Source organism: Chloroflexota bacterium, from assembly GCA_014360825.1.
In the GTDB taxonomy this organism is placed as follows: domain Bacteria; phylum Chloroflexota; class Anaerolineae; order UBA2200; family JACIWT01; genus JACIWT01.
This window is the reverse complement of sequence record JACIWT010000001.1, coordinates 113,814-134,822: the sequence shown is the minus strand read 5'-3', so window position 1 is coordinate 134,822 and position 21,009 is coordinate 113,814. Positions and strand designations below refer to the sequence as shown.

16 protein-coding genes are annotated in these 21,009 nt (G+C 54.5%); all 16 read right to left on the bottom strand.

Features of this window, described 5'->3' with window-relative positions:
- Positions 1–28 precede the first annotated feature (28 nt).
- The 16 genes from H5T64_00585 to H5T64_00510 all read right to left on the bottom strand — a co-directional run bounded on the left by H5T64_00585 (position 29) and on the right by H5T64_00510 (position 21,001).
- A complete protein-coding gene (locus H5T64_00585) occupies positions 29–3,091 on the bottom strand; it encodes a DNRLRE domain-containing protein (protein ID MBC7262836.1) in 3,063 nt (1,020 codons plus the stop codon).
- Positions 3,092–3,105: 14 nt separating this feature from the next.
- The gene (locus H5T64_00580; protein MBC7262835.1) at positions 3,106–4,632 is read right to left on the bottom strand and encodes a hypothetical protein; all 1,527 of its coding nucleotides are present in this window, start codon (positions 4,630–4,632) and stop codon (positions 3,106–3,108) included.
- A gap of 93 nt (positions 4,633–4,725) precedes the next feature.
- Positions 4,726–5,361, bottom strand: a complete 636-nt coding sequence (locus tag H5T64_00575; protein MBC7262834.1) for an acyltransferase — start codon at positions 5,359–5,361, stop codon at positions 4,726–4,728.
- A gap of 56 nt (positions 5,362–5,417) precedes the next feature.
- Entirely contained in the window at positions 5,418–6,389 is a 972-nt protein-coding gene (locus tag H5T64_00570) for an NAD-dependent epimerase/dehydratase family protein (protein MBC7262833.1), read from the bottom strand.
- Complete coding sequence (locus H5T64_00565) at positions 6,386–7,684, bottom strand: radical SAM protein (protein ID MBC7262832.1); 1,299 nt, start codon at positions 7,682–7,684, stop codon at positions 6,386–6,388. Before H5T64_00565 ends, H5T64_00570 begins: the two co-directional genes overlap by 4 nt.
- Positions 7,681–9,345 (bottom strand): glycosyltransferase family 39 protein, encoded by a 1,665-nt coding sequence (locus H5T64_00560; protein ID MBC7262831.1) that lies wholly within the window; start codon positions 9,343–9,345, stop codon positions 7,681–7,683. Before H5T64_00560 ends, H5T64_00565 begins: the two co-directional genes overlap by 4 nt.
- Positions 9,342–10,973 carry a hypothetical protein gene (locus H5T64_00555; GenBank protein ID MBC7262830.1) on the bottom strand — a complete coding sequence of 544 codons (1,632 nt, stop codon included), beginning with the start codon at positions 10,971–10,973 and terminating at the stop codon, positions 9,342–9,344. Before H5T64_00555 ends, H5T64_00560 begins: the two co-directional genes overlap by 4 nt.
- 55 nt (positions 10,974–11,028) lie before the next feature.
- Complete coding sequence (locus H5T64_00550; protein ID MBC7262829.1) at positions 11,029–11,856, bottom strand: glycosyltransferase family 2 protein; 828 nt, start codon at positions 11,854–11,856, stop codon at positions 11,029–11,031.
- The gene (locus H5T64_00545; GenBank protein ID MBC7262828.1) at positions 11,853–12,926 is read right to left on the bottom strand and encodes a GDP-mannose 4,6-dehydratase; all 1,074 of its coding nucleotides are present in this window, start codon (positions 12,924–12,926) and stop codon (positions 11,853–11,855) included. Before H5T64_00545 ends, H5T64_00550 begins: the two co-directional genes overlap by 4 nt.
- Entirely contained in the window at positions 12,926–13,681 is a 756-nt protein-coding gene (locus H5T64_00540; protein ID MBC7262827.1) for a glycosyltransferase family 2 protein, read from the bottom strand. The genes H5T64_00545 and H5T64_00540 overlap by 1 nt, the downstream gene beginning before the upstream one ends.
- A 13-nt stretch (positions 13,682–13,694) precedes the next feature.
- A complete protein-coding gene (locus H5T64_00535) occupies positions 13,695–14,858 on the bottom strand; it encodes a radical SAM protein (protein MBC7262826.1) in 1,164 nt (387 codons plus the stop codon).
- A 39-nt stretch (positions 14,859–14,897) separates the two neighbouring features.
- Complete coding sequence (locus H5T64_00530; GenBank protein MBC7262825.1) at positions 14,898–15,584, bottom strand: glycosyltransferase family 2 protein; 687 nt, start codon at positions 15,582–15,584, stop codon at positions 14,898–14,900.
- Between the two features lie 8 nt (positions 15,585–15,592).
- A complete protein-coding gene (locus tag H5T64_00525; GenBank protein ID MBC7262824.1) occupies positions 15,593–17,815 on the bottom strand; it encodes a glycosyltransferase family 39 protein in 2,223 nt (740 codons plus the stop codon).
- 54 nt (positions 17,816–17,869) lie between these two features.
- Entirely contained in the window at positions 17,870–18,601 is a 732-nt protein-coding gene (locus H5T64_00520) for a hypothetical protein (protein MBC7262823.1), read from the bottom strand.
- 11 nt (positions 18,602–18,612) lie between these two features.
- A complete protein-coding gene (locus tag H5T64_00515) occupies positions 18,613–19,419 on the bottom strand; it encodes a hypothetical protein (protein ID MBC7262822.1) in 807 nt (268 codons plus the stop codon).
- A 40-nt stretch (positions 19,420–19,459) separates the two neighbouring features.
- The gene (locus H5T64_00510) at positions 19,460–21,001 is read right to left on the bottom strand and encodes a glycosyltransferase family 39 protein (GenBank protein MBC7262821.1); all 1,542 of its coding nucleotides are present in this window, start codon (positions 20,999–21,001) and stop codon (positions 19,460–19,462) included.
- Positions 21,002–21,009: the final 8 nt, after the last annotated feature.

The window sequence follows — 21,009 nt, the reverse complement described above, 5'->3', positions numbered from 1 at the left end:
TTCGTCCAAAAATTTCGTTAAACCTTTTCTACCACTTCAAGATGATGGGCAAATATGTCTCGTGTACTACAATCGTGGGCGTGGCCGTTGCTTCCCGAGTGGGAGTCGGTGTGCACGTCTGTGTCGGGGTCACTGTCGGGGTATTGGTCACCGTGGGCGTGGTAGTCGGGGTGTAAGTCGCCGTTGGCGTGGGTGTGGCCAGCATATATTTGATTTCCAAAATGGGGCGGATGTTCGCATCGGCGTCTTCAGAGCAAGAGAACCGTACCCAGGTGTTGCGTGGTTCGCCGCCCGCACCACGTAGAATCAGCCCGAAGTTAGAGGCAGGATAATTGGCCCAGTTCCGCACCTGCTGGGTGATGCTCATCCCATACCACTCGCCTACTGTCCTCACATTCGTTAATCTTCCCACAGGGGTTGTCCCGCGGTCACTACTGCCCCGTGCACCCGCAACCTCCCACGGCACTCCAATCCGCGCCTGGTCCCACGTAGCCTCGGCCTCCGACCAACTGCGCCGCAACTCGTAAGCCTCAATGTTCACCCAAGTCGTAGGCTGCTCTTTCTGTTGCAAGTATAGCCTAAGACGCGCTTCCTTGATTACAGCGTTCTCGGACAAGGGGGAGAGATCGAAGCGCATCAACGTGCTGGTTAAGTCGTCGAACCGCACGCGCAATGGTTCCGTGCCGTGGCCCCAGGGCTCGTAGATAGTGATATGGGTGTCATCTGTGCCTGTATATTGGTTCTGACCTTCTTGCAATCGTAACTCCAGCGGCTCACTGACCCCATCATAAGGGTAGATACTATAGCGATAACGTGCTGCACCGTGCGCGATGGTGAGCACTCCTTCAGATGGCACTGCTGTGCTGAAAGTGAACTCGCCTGTGTCCTCGTTCGTCGCTTCGACGGCGTAGGTAACGTCGGAGTTCAAACCCATGCGCATTAGATCAAAACTGAGTGCACCCGAATACTGGCTGCTACCATAGTAGGCGTGCACAACAACGTCAATGCTGTTGTTAGCCGCATTGAAAGATGCGTCCACCTCAGTCCAGTGTGGCTTCGAGATCTCTTGATCCTGCTGCACGCCCAGCCACCAGAAAGTCTTGCTCTGGTCCGTTTTGATTCGCAAGGACGTTGGATCAGCGGGCAATTGATACTGCGATAGGAAGTCGAAATCGTCCTGATAAGCATTGGGCGGGAGCTCGTGTGAGCCCGGAAAAAGCCAAGGGATGGGCTTATCATAGGCCTCGGGCGGGTAGTAGGCGGCCATCTCATTGTAAAAATGGGTGGCATGGCTGGAGGCCACTGTCGTGTCGCTGAGACCATGAGTGATAGAAATGGGTGTGTATTGCAAGTTACGGGTGTAATGAAAAGCCGAGCGGCGCTCGTATTCAAAGCCCTGCTCGCTCGGGGAGCCGCCCAAATCGTATTGCAGGCTCAGTTGCAAGTCAGGGCGTTGCCAATACCAATCGGTGAGATTGAGAGGTCCAGAGTGTTCCACCACCCCAGCGAACACGTCAGGGAAGCGTCCAGCCAGGACGAGGGCCGAATTGGCCCCAGCAGAAAACCCGGCCAGATAGATACGGCGTGGGTCCACATTAAAACGACTTTGAATCTCCGGTAGAAATCTATTCATAATCACATCCTGAACCAACCAAGACGGTGTGAAACGCGCGGCAAATCGGAAGGAACCCGAGACCCAATAACCATAAGTTGGCATATCCACTGCCGCCAGCAACCAACGTCTTCTATTGGCCTCTATGACGTACGCATTCCCATAGGGCATGGACATACGATCGGCTCCACGCCCTTGAAGACACAAGAGCAGTGGTATCGGCTCCATCCCAGTGTAGCCCACAGGAACCACCACCGTGCCAGTCAATGGAATCCCATTGACATCGGTCCCAAGTCCGATATCCACAGCCCATGGCCCAGTGATGTTACCCGTCACGTGGATGCGAGGATCCCTTACCTTAAAGGAATCGTATACGTCTCCCTGGTTGGTGGTACTGATCGTATTCCACCCATTGATGAGAACAATGTTGGGATCGAGGCCATTCTCCCGTTCCAGCGTGAATTCCATATACTGGCCGCCAGTGTTATCCTCGATCTCGCAGTTCAGGCCAGTCGGCAGGATGTATCCATCCAACGGGTAGCCATTCACGTAGATCGGGTGTGCGTGTTCCACGTTGCAGGCCCACAAACTCAACTTCGCTGTGTAGGCCTCCCCTTCCCACAGTAAGAGCACCGGAGAGGAGGCCTGGGCAATCCCTGGTGGAGAACTCTGCACTTTGAGGCCGGTGCGAGTCAGGGACGTGATAGTCACGGGGTTAGGGGGCGTCGGCGTGCGAGTAGGTGTACAGGTGGGCGTCGGGGTAGCCAGCGGCGGTGGGCCCTGATACACAACCTGCAAGCGTGGTCGAATCTCCAATGCGCTCTCGCTGCTGGCGAACGCCCACGTTACACTGCCACCACTACCCTCCCCAATCAGGATGACCCCGTGATTGACCGCTGGATCATTCACCCATAACTGGACCATGTCGGTCACATCCCAAGTATACTCACCAGGTGCGGTTACATTCACAGAGAATGAGGGGCTCATCGATCGGTCCTCAGAGCTATTGCACCCTGGACTTCCCCAAGGGACCCCCTCCGACGCATATTCCCACCGCACTTCCTGAGGTTCCCAGTGACGCAAAATCTGATAACTTTTTATAATAGTGTTGCCAGAACCGGTGGCATAGTTAACTCGCAGGGTCAACCGCGCGCCCAGGATGACTGCCGTTGCTGGAATATGCTGGGATAGATCAAAGCGCAGGAGGGCACGTCGGCCACCATTATTAGCAACGTTGAGGACTGTCTCCCCCTCATGGTTGTACAGATCAACGGCAATATAAGTATCCACTGTGCCCGTGTAGCCACTGTTGGGACACACGCCGTTCCTGAATGTGATGGTATAGACATCGCCTGGTCCCGGAGTAACGCAGTCTGCCGAGACCGCAACGATACCTTCCGGTTCCGCGAAAAAAACGATCATCGCCAGTGCAATGCATAACGCCGCCAAGACAATTCCCGGCCAGACTATCCTCCGCATATCCAACTCCACGCTCATTGCGCCGCTGCCTGTCGCAGCGTGATCAGTGTGATTTCCGGCTGGCAAAGAAACCGCACGGGTATCCCAGTCCAGCCAAGGCCTCGGTTCACGTATAATTGTGTTTCACCGAAGCGAAACAAACCTTGACTGTACTGGGGTCCCAGACTCGAGGGGACGTGAAACGCACCGAGGAACGGCAAACGCACTTGGCCGCCGTGAGTGTGGCCGCTAAGCATCAAATCCACCTTCTCTACGCCAGCCTCCTGAACGAAATCCGGCGAATGGGCTAAAACGATGAGCATCTCATCCAGCGGTACGCTCTCCACTGCGAGCGCCAGATTGCCTTTGTTGATGCCATAGTCAAGCCAGCCAAGCGGGTCAGCGCCCTCTGTAAAACCATTGAAGTTTTCCTGCCAATAAAGACGGTCGGTTCTGTCCAGGGGTACGACCTCCAGATCGTCAGCGAATTTCCAACCCGGTCCCAGGCTCCACAGGCCCACCGTGCCTGATTTCAGGCGAGTTTCATTTTCGTCGAAACAATCCACCTGCCACTCATCCGGCTCTGGTGTGCCCTCCTCCCACACCTTGGCTCGTATAACCGTCCGCGTGACGCCGCTCTCCACTTGGATGCGGAAGCGATACCAGGTGTTCTCGGCCGGGTTGATGCCAGTGTCCGTGTCGCCGCCTGTGATCCGCGTCCCATGTGGCGCGATATGCAAGGTGGGTTCATCCGCATATCGGCGCAGACGGTAAAAGCGGTCGTAGCCCTCTGGAAAGCGCGAGTAGAACGTGACGCCCATCCCGCCTTCGGCATCGCTGTAACGGATGCGCCCCCGGTATTCATAATCTCGCCATGCGATGGTTTCCTGACCCCAATAGTGGCTATAAGCGTTGCCCAGTGAGAAATCGGCCCGATATATCATATTGCCCATCTGATCGCGCACAACCTGATAATCGGTGACGTTCAGCCGATAAAACGATGCGAACTCAACCCCACCCAGATACAGTCGTGCTCCCTTGACGTCCAGCGCTTGAGCCTCATTCACCAGAACCCGTGCTCCCGCCGTTCGCATGGCGTCTACTAACAGATTGCGGTGCCCACTATAGCGAGAACAATCCGTATTGCCCAGAACCACCCAGGCTCCGTAAGGCGCAGCCAGTCGCTCAAGAAAAGTGCGGACGTGCACCACGCGCTCCTGCCAGATGGCATAGTCGGCAGCGCTCTGAATTACGTCGCCAGTGACAGCAATCAAATCGGGGTACAGGTCCGCCAATATTTCGATCACCCGCCTCTCGCGATGACCCAGGCTGGTGATGTGTGTATCTGAAATCTGTGCGATGGTGAAGCCGTCTAAGGCCTCTGGCAAGCCCGCAATAGGCACCTCCACTCGGACGACACCCACATTGTCGGGCTCATAGAACACACCATAGCCAACCAACACCACCAGAACAACGGCGCTCGCCACCGCCCATGCCAGGCATCTTACCCACGGCGATGGTGGTTCGTTCTTTTGAAAGATGTGTCGCAGGGCTTCTCGCACCCCTACTGCGCCTTTGTTGTAGTTGTAGGGGCATTATAGCCCCTTAAGATGAACGGGCGATGAAAAAATTCAAGCAACAGCATTACAAAACCTTCACCCCTGCCCCCGCATGCGGATGATTCTCGCCGGTACGCCGGCAGCAATAGCATAAGGCGGCACGTCTTTCGTTACCACAGCACCAGCGCCGATGACTGCTCCCCGACCTATGCGTACCCCATCCAATACTTTGACGCCCAGGCCAAGCCAGACATCGTCTTCCAGCACGATGTCTCCAGCACTGGTGATAGGCTGTTTCTGTATGGGCGTGCTTAAGTCTTCGAAACCATGCTCGTAAGGGCTGAACCCACAGCCTGGCGCCATCTGTACATTGCGCCCCACGATCAGGTTGCCCAAAAACCCTTTGAGGTTGCAGTCGCTCTGGATATGGGTGTCGTCACCAATAATCACACTGCCACCTCGCCCCACCTCAACGATCGTCCCCCTGTACAAATGCACGCGATCGCCCAGAGTGATACTCCCACCGTCCTGGTGAGCAAAGACGGTTACATAGTCATCGATGAAGCAACCACGGCCTATTTTGAGTTGTCGACAATGGATCTGCGCCCGGGATGAGATGTAGGACCGTGACGATACCTGTGCCAAGATGCGCCGGTTTTTGTATGGGCCAACTAGCCACTCGGCGAGGCGCACCGTGAACGCGCCCACAACGGGGATAGCCGTGGCTTCCATAAGCAGACGCAAGAGCAAGGTGAACAAGTAACGCCTCAGCCTTCGCCAGCGCTCCATTATCTCCTCTCCCTCACATATCCATTGGCTCGATACCAAGCCACAGCCTCGGCGAATGCCTCTTCCAACGGCGTCTGTGGCAAACCCAATTCTTCGATAGCCTTGCGTGGATTAGCGGTAAGTGCTGGAGGGCGATAGTCTTGTGTGAACCTCCGCCTCCTCCATAGACCGTCGAATAGCCTTCGCCACCTGACCGGCCCTTCGTTAGCCAAAGGCCGTGGCACGCCTGACACTCGTTCCATCAGCCTCAGGAAATCCTCGCGTTGTAAGTTGCCATCAGCGTGACCGAGAATATAGCGTTCGCCAGCCACGCCACGCTCGGCGGCCAGGCGGTGCCCGACCGCAACGTCTCGCACGGCGATGAAATTGATGCCACCTTCCAGGTACGAAGGCATCCGGCCGTTCAGATAGTCTACGATGCGCTGCCCGGTGCTGGAGGGTTTATGATCCCGCGGACCCACGGGCGCGCAGGGATTCACGATCACCACCGCCAGTCCGGCACGGAAGGCCGCTCGTGCTGCCTCTTCAGCCAAGACCTTCGAACGGGCGTAGTGACTGCTCTCCTCCCAGCGTTCGAAAGGCACGCTCTCATCGGCCAGAGTGCCATCAGTGGGCTGACCAATGGTGCCGATCGTACTGGTGTACACCACGCGCTGCACACCCAACTCCATTGCCACTTGCAGAATGGTTTTGGTCCCGCCCACGTTGATAGCGTACATCTGCGCCGCGTCTTCCTCTCGCGTGCTGTAAAATGCGGCCACATGAAAGAGTAAATCACATCCTTGCATAGCCTCATACAACGAGGCCTTATCACTCAGGCTACCCGAGACGCGCTCTACATCCAGCCCAGTCAGAGCGCGAACATCACTTCCTGGCCGTACCAAAGCACGGACTATATAACCGGCGCGTAATAGTTCTTCAGCCACGTGAGAACCCACGAACCCGGTGGCCCCTGTCACAAATGCTCTCATCGCCTCAGCACCCGTCTCAGACGGCCCTGCCAACTTGGTTTTCCTTGTCGCGCCACCTTCTCTGCCTCCATTGCTGCTGCGCCCAGGATTGTCGCCTGTTCAGCCCACGACTGCGCCCGAGCCGCGCCCTCCAGTGCCGTCCCAGGATAGACATCGAAAACTCGCACATGGATTGCCGGTGGTGCGACGTCGCGCAGGAAAGCCGCCGTTTTCTCTGCACTAGCCACATTACTTCCAGGCAGACCGGGCATCACAAAAACCCGACACAGAACGCCGATCTCAGCACACACCTTCACTAACTGACGCACCTGAGCCAAATACCGATTTCCTTCATCGACGGTATTCACGCGCCGGACGTTCACCAATACCTGCGGATCGGCACTCTCCAACCCTATCTTGAGGCAATGGCAGCCCGACTGAGCCATCAGCCGCACCAGCTCGGCGTCGAAATGCTCGGGGCGCGACTCACACTCCCATGGTATGCGTATCCCCCGTCGCCTGATCTCCTGGCACAGGCTCACTACCCTCTCTCTGGAATGCGCGAACACCGGGTCACGGAAAACCATGCGAGGCGGGGCGAAGTCACGTTCTATCCAGGCCATTTCCTCAGCGATGTCCTCCGGCAAACGGACGCGGATGCAATGTCCGCCTGCAACCGAGTACGGGCAGTAAGCACAGGGGTCTGGACAACCTCGACTCCCGGTGATGGTCAAGAAACCATAATCACGCCAGGGCACGCAATCCCAAGAGGGCCGGGGCAACGCCCCCAGATCTTCAATCAAGCCCCCATTGTCGTAGCCACACAAACCCAGATTATGGGGCCAAATGGTTCCCCGCGGGGGATTCCCCCCCAATAGTACTCGACAGAGGGGTGCAATAGCCAATTCTGGCTCACCACACAGAACCGCGTCCGCCACTAACTGTTCAACCAGAAAGCGCGTGGCTGGCCCGAAGGCAACCAGCGGCACCGAGCACATCTCACGCAGCGCCACCAAGAAAGCAGCATCAATCTGACGCGTGGCGTAACTTGTGAATACGCCAACCACGGCAGGATCGCAAACCACACTCTGCGCACACGCTCTCTTGATATCGAGTCCGCCAGCGACGGCATCCACGACGCGAACTTCAAAACCTTCCGCCTTCAACATTGTCACCATAGTAGCAATGGTCTGTGGCGGGTAGGCGAAAGCACCTTCACCCGGCACAACCGTCCCCAACCCCGCCGCACCTTCGCGGTTGGCAGTAGTGCCCGGAGCAGAGGGCGGGTTGACCAGTGTGATAATCCGTCCGCTCAACGCTCACCCTCCTGCTGTGTCGGAGCGCCAATACGGTGATAAATCACTACATTCCGCTCGCCCTTAGCGGTTGCATAAAGGTGATCTTCGGGAGCAGGGCCGTTGCCCCAAAGAGTATCCGGATAAGGTATCTCGATGGGCTCATAAGGGCCAACTGAGACCACATGCATCAGATCGCCGTAGTAAGGCCCGTATTGCCGGGGGATGATCCAGGGAGCGACCGCCAATTCTTCCGCTCGATAACCTGAGAGACCCCCACCCACCGTCAAGTCGGTGTAAAAAGCAATCACCAGCTCGCCATAGTTGGTCAGTACTTTATCTGTAGGCAGGGCGTAGGTCTGCAAGTATTTGACAATACCTTCATCCGGGCTATCGAAATCGTGGGTGATTTCGTAAATATATTGCGCCTGGTCTGAACGCCATTGCGCGGCTTTCAAAATCACTTTGTCCACAGCGGCGAAATCTTCACGATCCTGCCAACTGGTCATACGCAAGTTAGCAGCGGTTACCAGCGCGAAAGGCGGTGTGTGCAGAACGCTCGTATAACACAAAAGCACCAGCAACACATAGCCTAATGGCCTTGAGACGCCGATAATCTTATCCACCAACAAGGCCAAGAGCATCACCAGCAGAGGAACGAGTTGCACCACGTAACGGAAATAGATCCAGTCAAAGGAATAAGACAAGAGGAGCACGTTGGCAGCGACGATCGCCACGAACAAATGGATCAGACGCATCTGCTCTTCGGTGAAACCTACTGGGTGGCGTCGCAAACTAATGAAATAGAGCCCGACGAAAACGATGACCAGCACCAGTGGGAAGACCCAGCCGAAGATGTAAGCCAGATAATGGACGAAATGTCCGAGAAAACGATAGATACTGAAAGGAGCTCCGCGTTTCCCTACGGCCATGAAAAGCGCCCATGGTCCAGCCAGCACAGCCACCAGACCAAGACCGAGCACAACGGGACGGCGTATCGTCTGCCATGATGGAACAAGGAATGGCCAGACACCCAAAACGGCTACGGTCGGCAGGAATATACCGAAGTTACTATGGAACAAGAGAAGTGCTGACAAGATGAAAAGTGGAAGCGCAATTCGCTCCTTCTTCTCCAAGCGCAGATAAGCGTCCACCAGGAGAATGGTGAAGAGGACCGTCCAGCCAAAGTATTTGGCCTGCCGCAAATGGATGACCAACGGCACAATGCTGAGAAGCAATACCGTGGCTATGGTCGCTAACCGATCTCCGCCCAGATGGTGGCGGCAGGACTGATAGAAGATCAGAACACTAATGAGACTGGCCAATACCACAGGAAGCCTGGCCGACAGGGTGCCAGGTGGGAAAAGGAAAAAAGACAACGCCGTCAGGTAATGTGGGAGCCAGGGATGATAGATCCAAATATAATCGGCATTGAATTGCAGTTCCGTACGAGTGGGATACTGGTTGATCATATTGCGCCCATCAAATGCTAACGGCAACCCATAGTTCAGAATGCGCCGCGCCAGGAGCGCGGTCTCGGCTTCGTCCTGCCACAGGTACTGATTATCCAGGTTGGCAAAAAACAACACTGCCGCCAAAAGCAGTAGTAGCCAAGGCGCTAACCTGTTTGTTTTTCCCATCTGGGCTGTAGTCTTGCTAATCGCTTCCACAGGGATCTTCACTCGATCCGCCGATACAAGGTGACATTGGCTATACCGCGTGCTGTCAGATAGTGATGGGAACCTGGCTGTGGACGGTTCTCCCAATGGATATCAGGGTAAGGCAATTCAATACGCTCGTAATGTCCTGCGGCGATGATCTTAGCTAGTGTATCTCGATAATGGCCGTACTGCCGGTCAATCACCCAATCGGGCTCAACAATGCCAGTGACATCATGGGCCGAAAGCCCGCCTATGATCTTTAAATCAGTGTAAAACATGAGGGGCAAGTCCTCATTGTTGACGAGAACAGTGTCGCCAGGCTTGGCGTGGGTCTGAAGATAGGCCACGAGCCCCTCGATGGGTCCCTCATAGGGATGTATCAATTCCAGGGCGTACATCCATAACTCAGAGCGAAATTGGCCGGTCTTATGCCAAACCTCCTCAGCGTTCCACCAAGCCACTGAGGTAGGAAAAACGTTGCGGAGCGGCAACTCCGAGAAACTTGGCAAACCATAAGGCACGAGGTGTAACACATTGGTTGTGGTCAACATCACGAGCACAACGATGCCCAGAGGTCTTACCCAGCCGTAAATCTTGTCCACAGTGATAGCAAGCGGCAGCCGCAATAGGGGGACGAGATGCACGATGTAGCGGAAATACACCCAGTCGTAGACAGCGAAAGCGGCCAACAATATGATGTTCGCGACGATCACCAGGGAAAACAGAGCCAGCAAGGGAGCCTCTCGCGCATCCAGTGGCCCCTCTGCTGTTCGGCTGCGGGCATACCAGCCAGCCAAAAGTAGCAGTAGCAACAGTGGGAAAAGCCAGCCCGTTACGTAAACAAAATACTGCGTCAGGTGTGCCGTGAAACGGTCGAACGTAAATGGCGCACCACGGGCCCAGACACGCATGAAGATGGCCCAAGGCAGTACGCCTAAGATGACCAGCACTAGCGCAGGCACAAACAAGCGCCGCTCACGGCAGTGTGCGGACGAAAAGAGCGTGCCCAGCGTGAGCGCACCCATGGTTGGAAAGAAGGCACCATAATGACTGTGATAGAGCAGCATCGCCGAAAGCACAAAATAGGGCATGGCGTACGCCTTCCCACTCGGCAATAGCAGATAAGCATCCAGCGTCGTCAGTGTAAACAGTGCTGCCAAAGCATAGTAACGGCACTGCCGCATATGAAGGATGAATGGGATGCAGAAAACGAGCAGCAACATTGCCAGACGAGGTATCCTCGCGTTCTCCAGCCAACAGGTGCTAAGCCGGTAGAATAAGACAATGGTCAACAGGCCCACCGTAACAAAGGGCAACCGCGCAGCCGTGGTTGTGGGTCCCAGTAGGGCAAAGAAAAGCGCTGTCAGGCCATATTGGAGCCAGGAATGGTAAATCCAGATATAGTCCGCCGTGTACTCCACAAAAGGAGCATCCGCTTGCTGTACCAAGTTGCGTCCGTCGTTCGCCAGTGGCAACCCACAACTCAGCAGACGCCTGGAAAGCACGGCTGTTTCTGCCTCGTCTTGCCAAAGGTACTGGTCGTCTAGATCCGCAAATAATAAAATGCCAGCGACGGCCATGACGATGGCGAAGAAGATGCGCTCCGCAACAAAGTGTTGCTCCATTTGCCAGCGAACCAATGCCTGCATATCTCAGCGATCCAATAAACGTACTCCCCGCACCTTTCGGCGGGGAGTACCTGTTTTAAGCCCCCTTGGCCGGCTGTCCTCGTGCGTCCCCCCGCAATATCTCGCCGCGGTGGTAGCGGCTGATAATCTCCGGCAAACGCTTGGTAAACTGCGGATACTTCTTGATGCCCCACTTTGTCAACAGGTACTTGAGCATCGTGAGTAACGTCTTAGTGCCGTAGATGACGCTATTCACGAAATTCACCGAAGACGCCTCGGGAAAGTAGCGGGTGGGCACAGCGATCTCACCGATAGCAAATCCAAATGCCGCCGCCTGAGCAATGACTTCAGTATCAAAGACGAAGTCATCGCTGTTGAGCAAGAAGGGAATCGTTTCAAGCATCCGGCGACTATAGGCACGAAAGCCAGTATGACATTCGGATAGATGCTGCCCCAAAACCAGGTTCTCCACAATGGTCAGGAAGCGGTTTGATATATACTTCCAGATGGGCATTCCACCAGCCAGAGTACCTCCGCCCAACAGCCGCGAACCCAACACCATATCAGCTCGGCCCTCCTGAATGGGCCGGATAAGTTCGGGCACGAGGGTAGAATCGTACTGGTAGTCGGGATGCAACATAACCACGATGTCAGCGCCATCTTTCAGGGCTTCAATATAACAGGTTTTCTGATTGCCCCCGTAGCCTTTGTTCTGAATGTGGATGATGACCTTCAGGCCCAACCGCTGGGCAATCTCTACCGTTTCATCTTGGCTCACATCATCCACCAAGATAACCTTGTCCACCACACCTGCTGGGATGTCGTTGTAAGTGCGTTCCAGCGTTTTGGCGGCGTTGTAGGCAGGCATAACTACGATAACCCGATCGCGCTGCTTCTCGGTCATTTCTCCTCCCCCTCGCTCCTCCCCACCACCAACTCGCATGGTACTTTGACCGGCTCGACCTCCCAGTAATGCTCCTTATGTTCCAGATAGTACTGAACCGTACGCCGCAACCCTTCCCTTAAATCCACCTTGGGTTCCCAACCTAATTCTTTGTGGATTTTACTGTAGTCGGCAAAGTAATCACCAATGTCAATGCGCTTCTGGTCGGGCGGAAATGGCACCAGCCTGTACGAGGGCCTCTCGATACCCAACTCGCCACAGACCTCCCGCAGGATTTCAACAAATTCGATCAGGCTGTAGGGTGGTGTGCTCCCCAAATTATAAATCTGCCCGTTTGTAGCATCTGTGGCCCCGGCGCATAGCAAGGCATCTACCGCGTCGTCCACATAGTTGAAGTCGCGCCTCTGTCGCCCGTCGCCGAATATTTCGATGCATCGATTCTCAATGGCGAACCGGATGAATTTGGCGACGAACCCTTGGCGGTAATGCTTCATCAGCAACCGCGGGCCATAGGTGTTGGTCAGTCGTAGTGATACAGTCCGCACACCGTAGACGTTATTGTACAAAATGTGGTACCATTCGCCTGCCATTTTATTGATGCCGTTTACATCCGTGGGATGCAGCAGGTGTCTCTCATCCACGGGCAGGTAATCTGGCACGCCATAAATTTGACGTGTGCTGGCGAAGATCACCTTCACGTCTGGGTTATTATGGCGACAAGCCTCCAAGAAGGAAAGTTGGGCGCGACAATTGATCTCTAGGTCTGTATATGGGTCTATCATGCTGTCTAAGTGGCTTACCTGACCAGCCAAATTGAAGATGTAATCACGGCAGCGCACCAGATAGTTCATGCTGCTTACATCACGCACATCCGCGATGTTGACCTCCACCCGATCGCGCACCGGAGCTATGTTGTACAAGTTGCCCCCGTACTCCGGTATCAGCGAGTCCACAACAGTGACCAACGCGCCAATGTTGACCAGTCGAATAGCCAGATTGCTGCCAATAAAACCTAGACCCCCAGTGATCAATACCCTTTTACCGATGTATGCTCGTTCGTAGTCTTCCACTATTGCCCTCCACTTCCTTGCACATGCTCTTGTGAATGGCCTGCCTCTTCCGGGAAAAGAATGGGGCGACGGTCATGGAACCATCTCTCCCAGCGTTTTTTGAATAGGAAGAAGAGGTTGTTAAACCCATCGCGCCACATATTTAACTTGCTGTCACCCACGCGCGAGACGTAGTAAATTGGCAACTCCTCCGCCCTTACCTGAGGATGGGTGAATGCCTCCACCTTGATTTCTTCCGAGAAAGGCATCCCATCGCTTGTGAGTGTGAGTAGCGAGAGTATCTCCCGCCGAAAGACCCACATCCCCGATTGTGAATCGCGGAGCCGCACGAAAAACAGCAGGGCCAGGAAAAAGTTGAGGATCGAATTGCCCAATACTCGGAGTGTGAACCCCTTCTGACCAATCTTGTGACCGGTACGGTCACAGGTGATGAAATCAATATCCTCTGCAAACATCACATCCAAGAGCACAGGGATGAAATTGCGCGGATAGGTACCATCGCCATCCATCGTCACAATGATATCGCCTGTTGCGGCCCGAAACCCTGCTTTGTATGCCGCGCCATAGCCCTGTCGCTTCTCCTCAATCACCCGTGCACCCAACGACCGAGCCACCTCTGCCGTGCGATCGGTACTGTTATTGTCCACAACAATGACCTCATCCACCACAGATGGCATATCCGACAACACCGCCCGCACGCCCTCTTCCTCGTTATAGCATGGGAGCACCACTGATACAGTGTGATTCTTATACATAGTTGATATCTCCTCACTCTCGCGCGGTCGAGGGTGCAGGGGTCTGCACAGAAGACGGCTGCAGTCGTCGAGACAACTTAAAAGCCTTAAGCGCTAGCCACTCGCGAAAAACGCTTGGCAAAACCAACGGATTGAACAGAATGTTAATCGTCAGGAAACACTCGTAAGTGCAAAAACATTTGTTGTCGCGTATCCAGCGCCTTGCCTGATCAGCCTGCGGGCTGTGCCAAATCGCCCTGAAATCGTAATTGTAATCGCGGACGTTGCCGAGTTCCATGTCAATGTGTAACTCGCATGGCAGTACTTGGCCCTTGCTAAACATGGCCCCGCCCAGAGACCCAGCATAACATGGTATCTGAAAACGTCGCTCGCGGACGGTTTTGGCAATAATCCGCGGGCGCACAATGCGATAGGCGTTCAGCACATCTGAAAAGGGCATCTTGTAATAGCCACTGAGGATCAGTGCCTTATTGTCACGCTCCAATGCTTCGTGCAGTTCTTCGTAGCGCCGGATATCAAATTCCTTGGCGATGGGATCCCGCGGTGCACCTCGAGTGAGCAATGTGAACACAGTATTCACACCTACCTGCCGTTTGAGGTACTCATACAGTTCGAGTAACTCGTCTTGGTTAAAGGAGGAAACAGTGATCTCCACGCAGGTACTAAAGTTGTGGTAGTGTCGTTCCAGATCGCGCAACTCTTTATAGGTACGTATAGCGCGTTCGAAAAGGCCGGGAAAATTGCGGATTTGATCGTGTTTTTCGCCGATGCCATCAATGGAAACATCTATGTGCAGGTCTATATCAGGCATCGTATCCAACATTTCTCTCGTAGTCTCTACTACTCGCGTAGTCAAACTACCGTTAGTAGGGATGCCAACGTTGAGGGCATGGTTGTTCTTGTGGAAAATGCGCACGATTTCCGCCAGGTCTCGTCGCAGAAAGGGTTCGCCGCCAGTGGGGGTAAAGAACAGCATGTCATCCATACTGCGTGAGACCTTCTCGATCTCATCAATAGTCAACTCTTCGCTCTTCGCCACCGGATTATGCTCCGCCAGGAGGCAGTGTTTGCATCGAGCATTGCAAAAATCAGTCACAAAGTAGACGAAGTAGAGAGGCGTGGCCCCACTTTTGTAGAATATTCGACTCCCATATTTCAGATAGTTAGTGAAACTCAAAGTTCTCCATCCCTTGAATACGGAGGGTGAAACCCACCGTCAGTGTAGCCGTGGCCACATGATGATAGCATCACGGAAAGTCTCCCAGATAACGGAGAATTTGCCCCCTGATCCGCGCCCGTATTCACGCGGCTTGTGCTCGATTGGTATGACACCCAGGCGACCGCCTTGTTTCGCCACGCGGATGCAGAGTTCCGCATCCACGAAAGGCGTCGTGGACTCCAGAATTATGCCAGCCACAAACGAACGACGAAAGAGTTTGACACTATTCACATCTCGGATGGTGACTCCGTAGAGCAAACGAATCAGCATATTATACACCAAAGATTGGAAACGTCGCTGCCATGGGTCATTGCGTATCTGCCTCTGGCCGATGATCAGATCGTAATCATGGCGATAGGGCCAGAGCTTGCGTAGTTCGCCGGGGCGTATTTGTCCGTCACCCGGTGAGGAGAAAACGAATTCCTTACATGCCCCCAGGTAAAGTTCGCGAATTGTAGCGCCGAACCCCCGATTCACTTCGTGGTGCGCGACTCGCAAATTGGGCGTGGTCAACTTCAGTTGTTCCAATACTTTGCCAGTATCATCACGGCTACCATCGTTGATAACAAATATCTCATAATCTGACACCAGGTGCGAAGCCACATCCACTGCCTCGCCCACCACACCCGCTACAGTGCCTTCATCATTGTAAGCCGGTATGATTATGGAGATCGACTCACTCATCCTACTCCTCAATACACCCTGATCACGTCATCCTCACCCATGGCAACAATAAACATACGATATTGGCCCGTTTGCAGGCCCGCCACAGGCGACAAATCATCGACAAAGGAGCCCGACGAGACAACATACTCGCTACGCGGCCAGCCGGTAGCAAACGGAACGGCTTCCCACAGCCGATACTCGCCGTCTATCACGTAGCGATAGAACGATGTGCGCTCAGTAACACCCAGGGCATTGAAGGACGGGCCGTTGAACACAGGCTCCCACAGACGGTAATCGCCGTAGACCTCGACGTAGTCGGTGCGGGGATTGCCTGCCGGCCCCAACCCTAGTTCTAGCACCACACTCCGTAGCCTCTTCAGGCGTGTGGGTTCAACGGGTATCACTACCCACTGTGGCACTTCCTCCAGCAGCCGCCGCTGTTGCTCCAACAGGATGCGATACTGTAAATCCTCGCCCAGTGGGCCGCTCTGTTCAATGAGCAGACCGTTCGGCCAGTAAGCCAGCACTTTGCCGTTTAGCCACAGACCTAAGCCATAATTTCGTCCCGGCCCAGAATTCATGTCCACGAAAACCGCCGCCCATTTCACTGGACCCAACTCCTCGGGCAAAGCAATCTGCTGGCGCAAACGCACCTCGCTGTCAACCAAGCGCACGCTCCACCGCCGCCACGTGCCGTCCACACGTGCATGTAAAAGCCACAGGGTTAAGAACACGCACGTTCCAAAGCCAGCAATGAACAAGGCCCGACGCCGCGGCAACCGCGTCCACAGAACAAGATAACCTAATCGCGCCAACGTAGCAGCCAGAAAAACTGTCAACAGGATGGTCAATCCGCGTGCGACTACCGGCCCCAGCCCAGGCGCAATACGCAAGAGAATTGGCACAGGTAGAAAAGAGAAAAGCCCGAACGCAATTACCGCCACAACCAAACCATCCAGAAATCGTCTCCTACAATCCACGTCCCCGCGCCACAGATCGCCCAAGCATGCTACCACAAAGTCCACTGCGCCGCCCGCCAGCACGCACAAGAATGGCATGGCTGGCATAGCAATGCGTATTTCCAGTGGGAAAGCCATCAATGTCACTAAAACATAGACCACCACACTAATGAGAAAGAGGGGCTCTCGCCGCGCCCCCAAGCCCAAAAACGCCCCTAATACGCCCATTATCACAACGAATTGGTGAATCGCTATATCCACCCCCCGGGGCATGACAACATGCTGGGCGAAGAGATTGAATGGGTATTGCCAGTAGTAGTAAAGTCGCCCAACCATCACCGATAAAGCGTGTAGCGGATTTTGCTGCACTGTCAAGAAATAAGCCGACCAATAGTCTGCGTCCGTGGGCTCAACGTGACCACGCACAGCCATCACCTGCTTCAGTTGTGTGCTCTGTGGGATAACGTCGGCAATCCACCATTCATCCGGTAGATAAAGTCCGCGATAGAAGACCAACCCATAGCCATAACCGCCACTGAGGGAGACCCGGCCTTGCACAGCCTGAGTGAGAAACATCCACGGACCTAACAGGATCACCAAGCCCAACGAAAAAGCCAGCACATGCCGCCAGAAAGCAGTAACCTTACGCCACAACACCAACACAACCACCGGCAAGAAGACAATGAACAGGAACTGCAACGCTACGCGCGAGAGCACCACGAGACCCAATGCCACCCCGGCCCATAGGAAATCCCACACCTGCGTGCTCTCGCTCGCGCGCACCAAAAGATAAACGGCAACCGCAAGCAGAAAAAAGGTAAGCGGTTCCTGAATGATCGTGCCCGTGACAAGCACAAAGGGGGTGTAAATCGCAGCCAGGGAAGCACCGAAAACGGCCCCCCTTCTGCCATACAGCCGACATCCTAGAGCGTAGAGCACCAAGCATGTTCCGGCGTCGAGCAGAGCCTGTAGGAGGCGCACGATGGTGTAACTATGGCCAAAGAGAGCGTAAACCAATCCCAGGACGAGCGGGTGAATTGGTCCTTTCAGCCACACTGCATCTAATTCCACCAACGTTTCTCGTGTGATGCTACTGCCGCGGATTATGGCTGCGATGCGCATGGCCGTCGCATCGTAGAGTGCCGCATCCCACACAGGCTGCACCTGCGGGCGAAACAGCACGTACCACAGGCGCAATGCAAGCGCTCCGATCGCTATGATGAGCCCCGGCATCCACAGGCGTAGTGCACTAAAACGTTCCAACGGTTTATTTGGCGGTTGCCGCAGCATAGGTCCTGTACTCATAGACCAAACCCAAGCACTTTACATCACTTCCCATCACTGTTATGGCCGGAAATCCGGCAAGTTCATCCGCCACGGGTAAGCGCGGGCATAGATATCCCGGTCACATTCCAGTGCCCTTGCTGCCCCCACATCTTTCGCTGGTATACCTGAGACCACTCTACCTGGTGGCACGCTCTTGTTCACCATCGCCCCATGGCAGATCACCGCTCCCTCGCCAATGCGCAGGCCGGGAAAAATCAAGGCGTGGGCTCCAACCACCACATATTTCTCGATGTGAGAGCCTTGTCGACACTCTCCACACGGTGGGTGAATCGAATCCGCCGCTGCTGAGTAGGGGTAAAAAACCACATAGTCTTCCAGCAGGTTGAACGAAGCAATGATGACCTTGTAATGCAGATGACAGTAATTCCCCGCCGTCACGTAAGGGTCAGTCTGGGCGAAAGCATCGAACCGACAATAGTCACCGAAAGTGCAGTATTCCCGCATAGTAGCATACTGCCCGGCTTCGAAGTACGCTCCCACTGTGTTCCCGGCATAGAGCCGCGCTCCTGTTCGAAAAACAGAATGGGGGCCGATGATAGTCGGAGGGTTCCGGTAGTTCGGGTCACTGTAAAAAGCGGCGAGTGGTTCGCCTAATGTCACATAGGCCCCGACTACTGTGTAATCACCTATGCGCACATTGTCATGAATCACTGCCCCTGGGCCAATGATGACACCCTCACCGATCTCCACATTGTCCCCTATCCAAGCATCTTCTGCAATCCGACTCATCTCCGCACCCCTTAACGTCGTCCGATACCGCCAGCGCCTTTGGTTTTTTTGCGTTCCCACGGGTAATTGCCGCCCACGAAATTCTCCTGCCACGGATACGCCCGTTCATAAATCCCTTTCTCACAGCGAATATCTTCCACGCGGCGTATGCCCCGACCTGGCATACCTACCACGAGCGTACCCGGAGCCACGTCGCGGGTAACCACAGCTCCCGCAGAAATGACTGCATTTTTGCCGACTCGTACCCGTGGATAGATTATGGCGTGGGTACTCAGCACCACAAAGTCCTCAATGACAGGTGCTTCCCAGCAATCTGGACAAGGAGGGTGTACAGAGCCTAAAGTGATAACGTAGGGATATCCAGAGACAAAATTGCCAATCGTCGTATATGCTCCTAAGAAGGCCATACTGTGAAAGCGGCTATGATCACCAAAAGTCACGTACTCGCTGACTTGCGAAGCGGTTCCTACGCTGCACCCTTCACCGAAAGTGCAAAACTCGCGGATAAGAGCCTGATGTCCGCTGCGGAAGCCGGGGCCAATAGTCGTCCCGGCGTAAATGACCGTGCCAGAACGGATGATGGCGCCATCACCAATAATTGTGGGCGGGTTCTCGTAGCCTTCTTGAGTATACTGAGCCTCCAATGGCTCACCCAAAACGACATGGGGGCCAATGATGCAGCCATCGCCGATACACACGTGATCATGGATAATAGCGCCGCTGCCAATGGAGACACCTTTTCCGATTTCCACATTATCCCCTATGTAGGCGTCCTCCGCAATACCCCCAATCGAGAAAACATCTCTCGCTTTCCGCATCCTCTATCCTCCAATCCGTAATTTGTGCAACGGGTTCCGTTCACTTCCTCAGCATAGAGCCTTCAGACGGCTCGATGCGATAGAGATCATAGCGACCCACCGAGGTGAGCAGTATGCAATGTTCCTCCAAGAATTCCTGCGAGTAAACCCCTAACATCTTGGAATAGTGCCCATCGATCAAATAAGATGGACTGTACCGTTGGAAGTCGTATGCTTTCGCCGGGTTGCGACCTAGATTGGCCATTCGGAAATCGCGCATGGCTTGTGGAGATGGGTGGTGGAAGAGATGATCCCGGGCAAAGATATCCACCTCCCACTCGCAGGACTCAATGAGTTCCCCCGGCACGATATTCGCCACAATATACGATGCCAGGGCTTGTGTGTCCATCTCACTGGCTGTAGCAACGGTATGGATGCGGTTACGCAGTGGGAAGAAAACCAAAAACGCTAACGCTAAGCCCGCACTGCCCCGCGCTAACCAAGATGTAGGTACACTGTGTGTCCTCCACCAAGTCTCAAGTGCATTGGTCAGGTCGCGTAAGAGCACTGCGGCGAAGACTGGAGTCACTGCCAACAAACCGAACGCATAACGATACCAACCACTGGACACAAAGAGATACCACGCTAGCCACACTAAGGCAAAGACAGGCAAGAACAGCCGCTCGACATTCCTATCACGTTGCGCCAGGCTTGCTCCAAACACGTAAATGAGCCCCGGCAACCACCATTCGAAGAAAGTGGATTGCATCAGGAATTTGAGGCTATTCAACATCCAACTTAATTTGGGCATGGCCACGGTGATGAACGCCGCATCGTGCGTCACCTCCATCGCCGCAGCAAAAGCCTCCGGATCCATCAAGACGCGTCGCAGAACAACCCAGCCCGCATAGGGCATGATGGCTAACACGAGGGACCAAAGGAATACAGCATGCCGTCGCTGTTTATAGTATGCCGAATCCAGCAACCACAATCCCACGAGCGCTGGCATGACCAGGATATAAATTTCCTTTGTCAAAATCGCCAAGCCGAAGAACAGCCCGCTTAATGCGACATCACGGCATCTCGTCCCCCACAGTGCCTTTACCCAGAAGTACGCTCCCCATAAGATAAAACATAACCCTGGTACCTCACCGAGCACATAACGCCCACGCTGCACGAGATTCGCATCGTAAGTGTAGCAGGCCAGCACCATAAAGGCAGCCAGCAAAGCCACTTGCCAATCATACAAGTGCTGCATCAAAGCGTAGATAGCGATGACCGTCCATATGAGATATAAACCCATCACCGCCCGCCCTGGGATGAGACCGATCCCGAACAATCTAAAAGCCAAGGTAACAGGCACCACTACGGTTGGCCCGGTGGTCAACGCCGGATCAAAGGGCCGCATGCCCTCAGACGAACGCAGGCCATAAACACCCCGCTCCGCTAAGTTCCAAGCGGCCTGGAGGATGATGCCTTCATCTTGCCATGTCGCAGGCCAGGCATCCAGGCGATAAAAGGATGTGAACAAGAGCACGCCCGCCAGAATGAGCAGTGCAGGTATCTTAATGCAATTGGCTCTTTCTCTCGCGAAAGCGATCATAAACATCT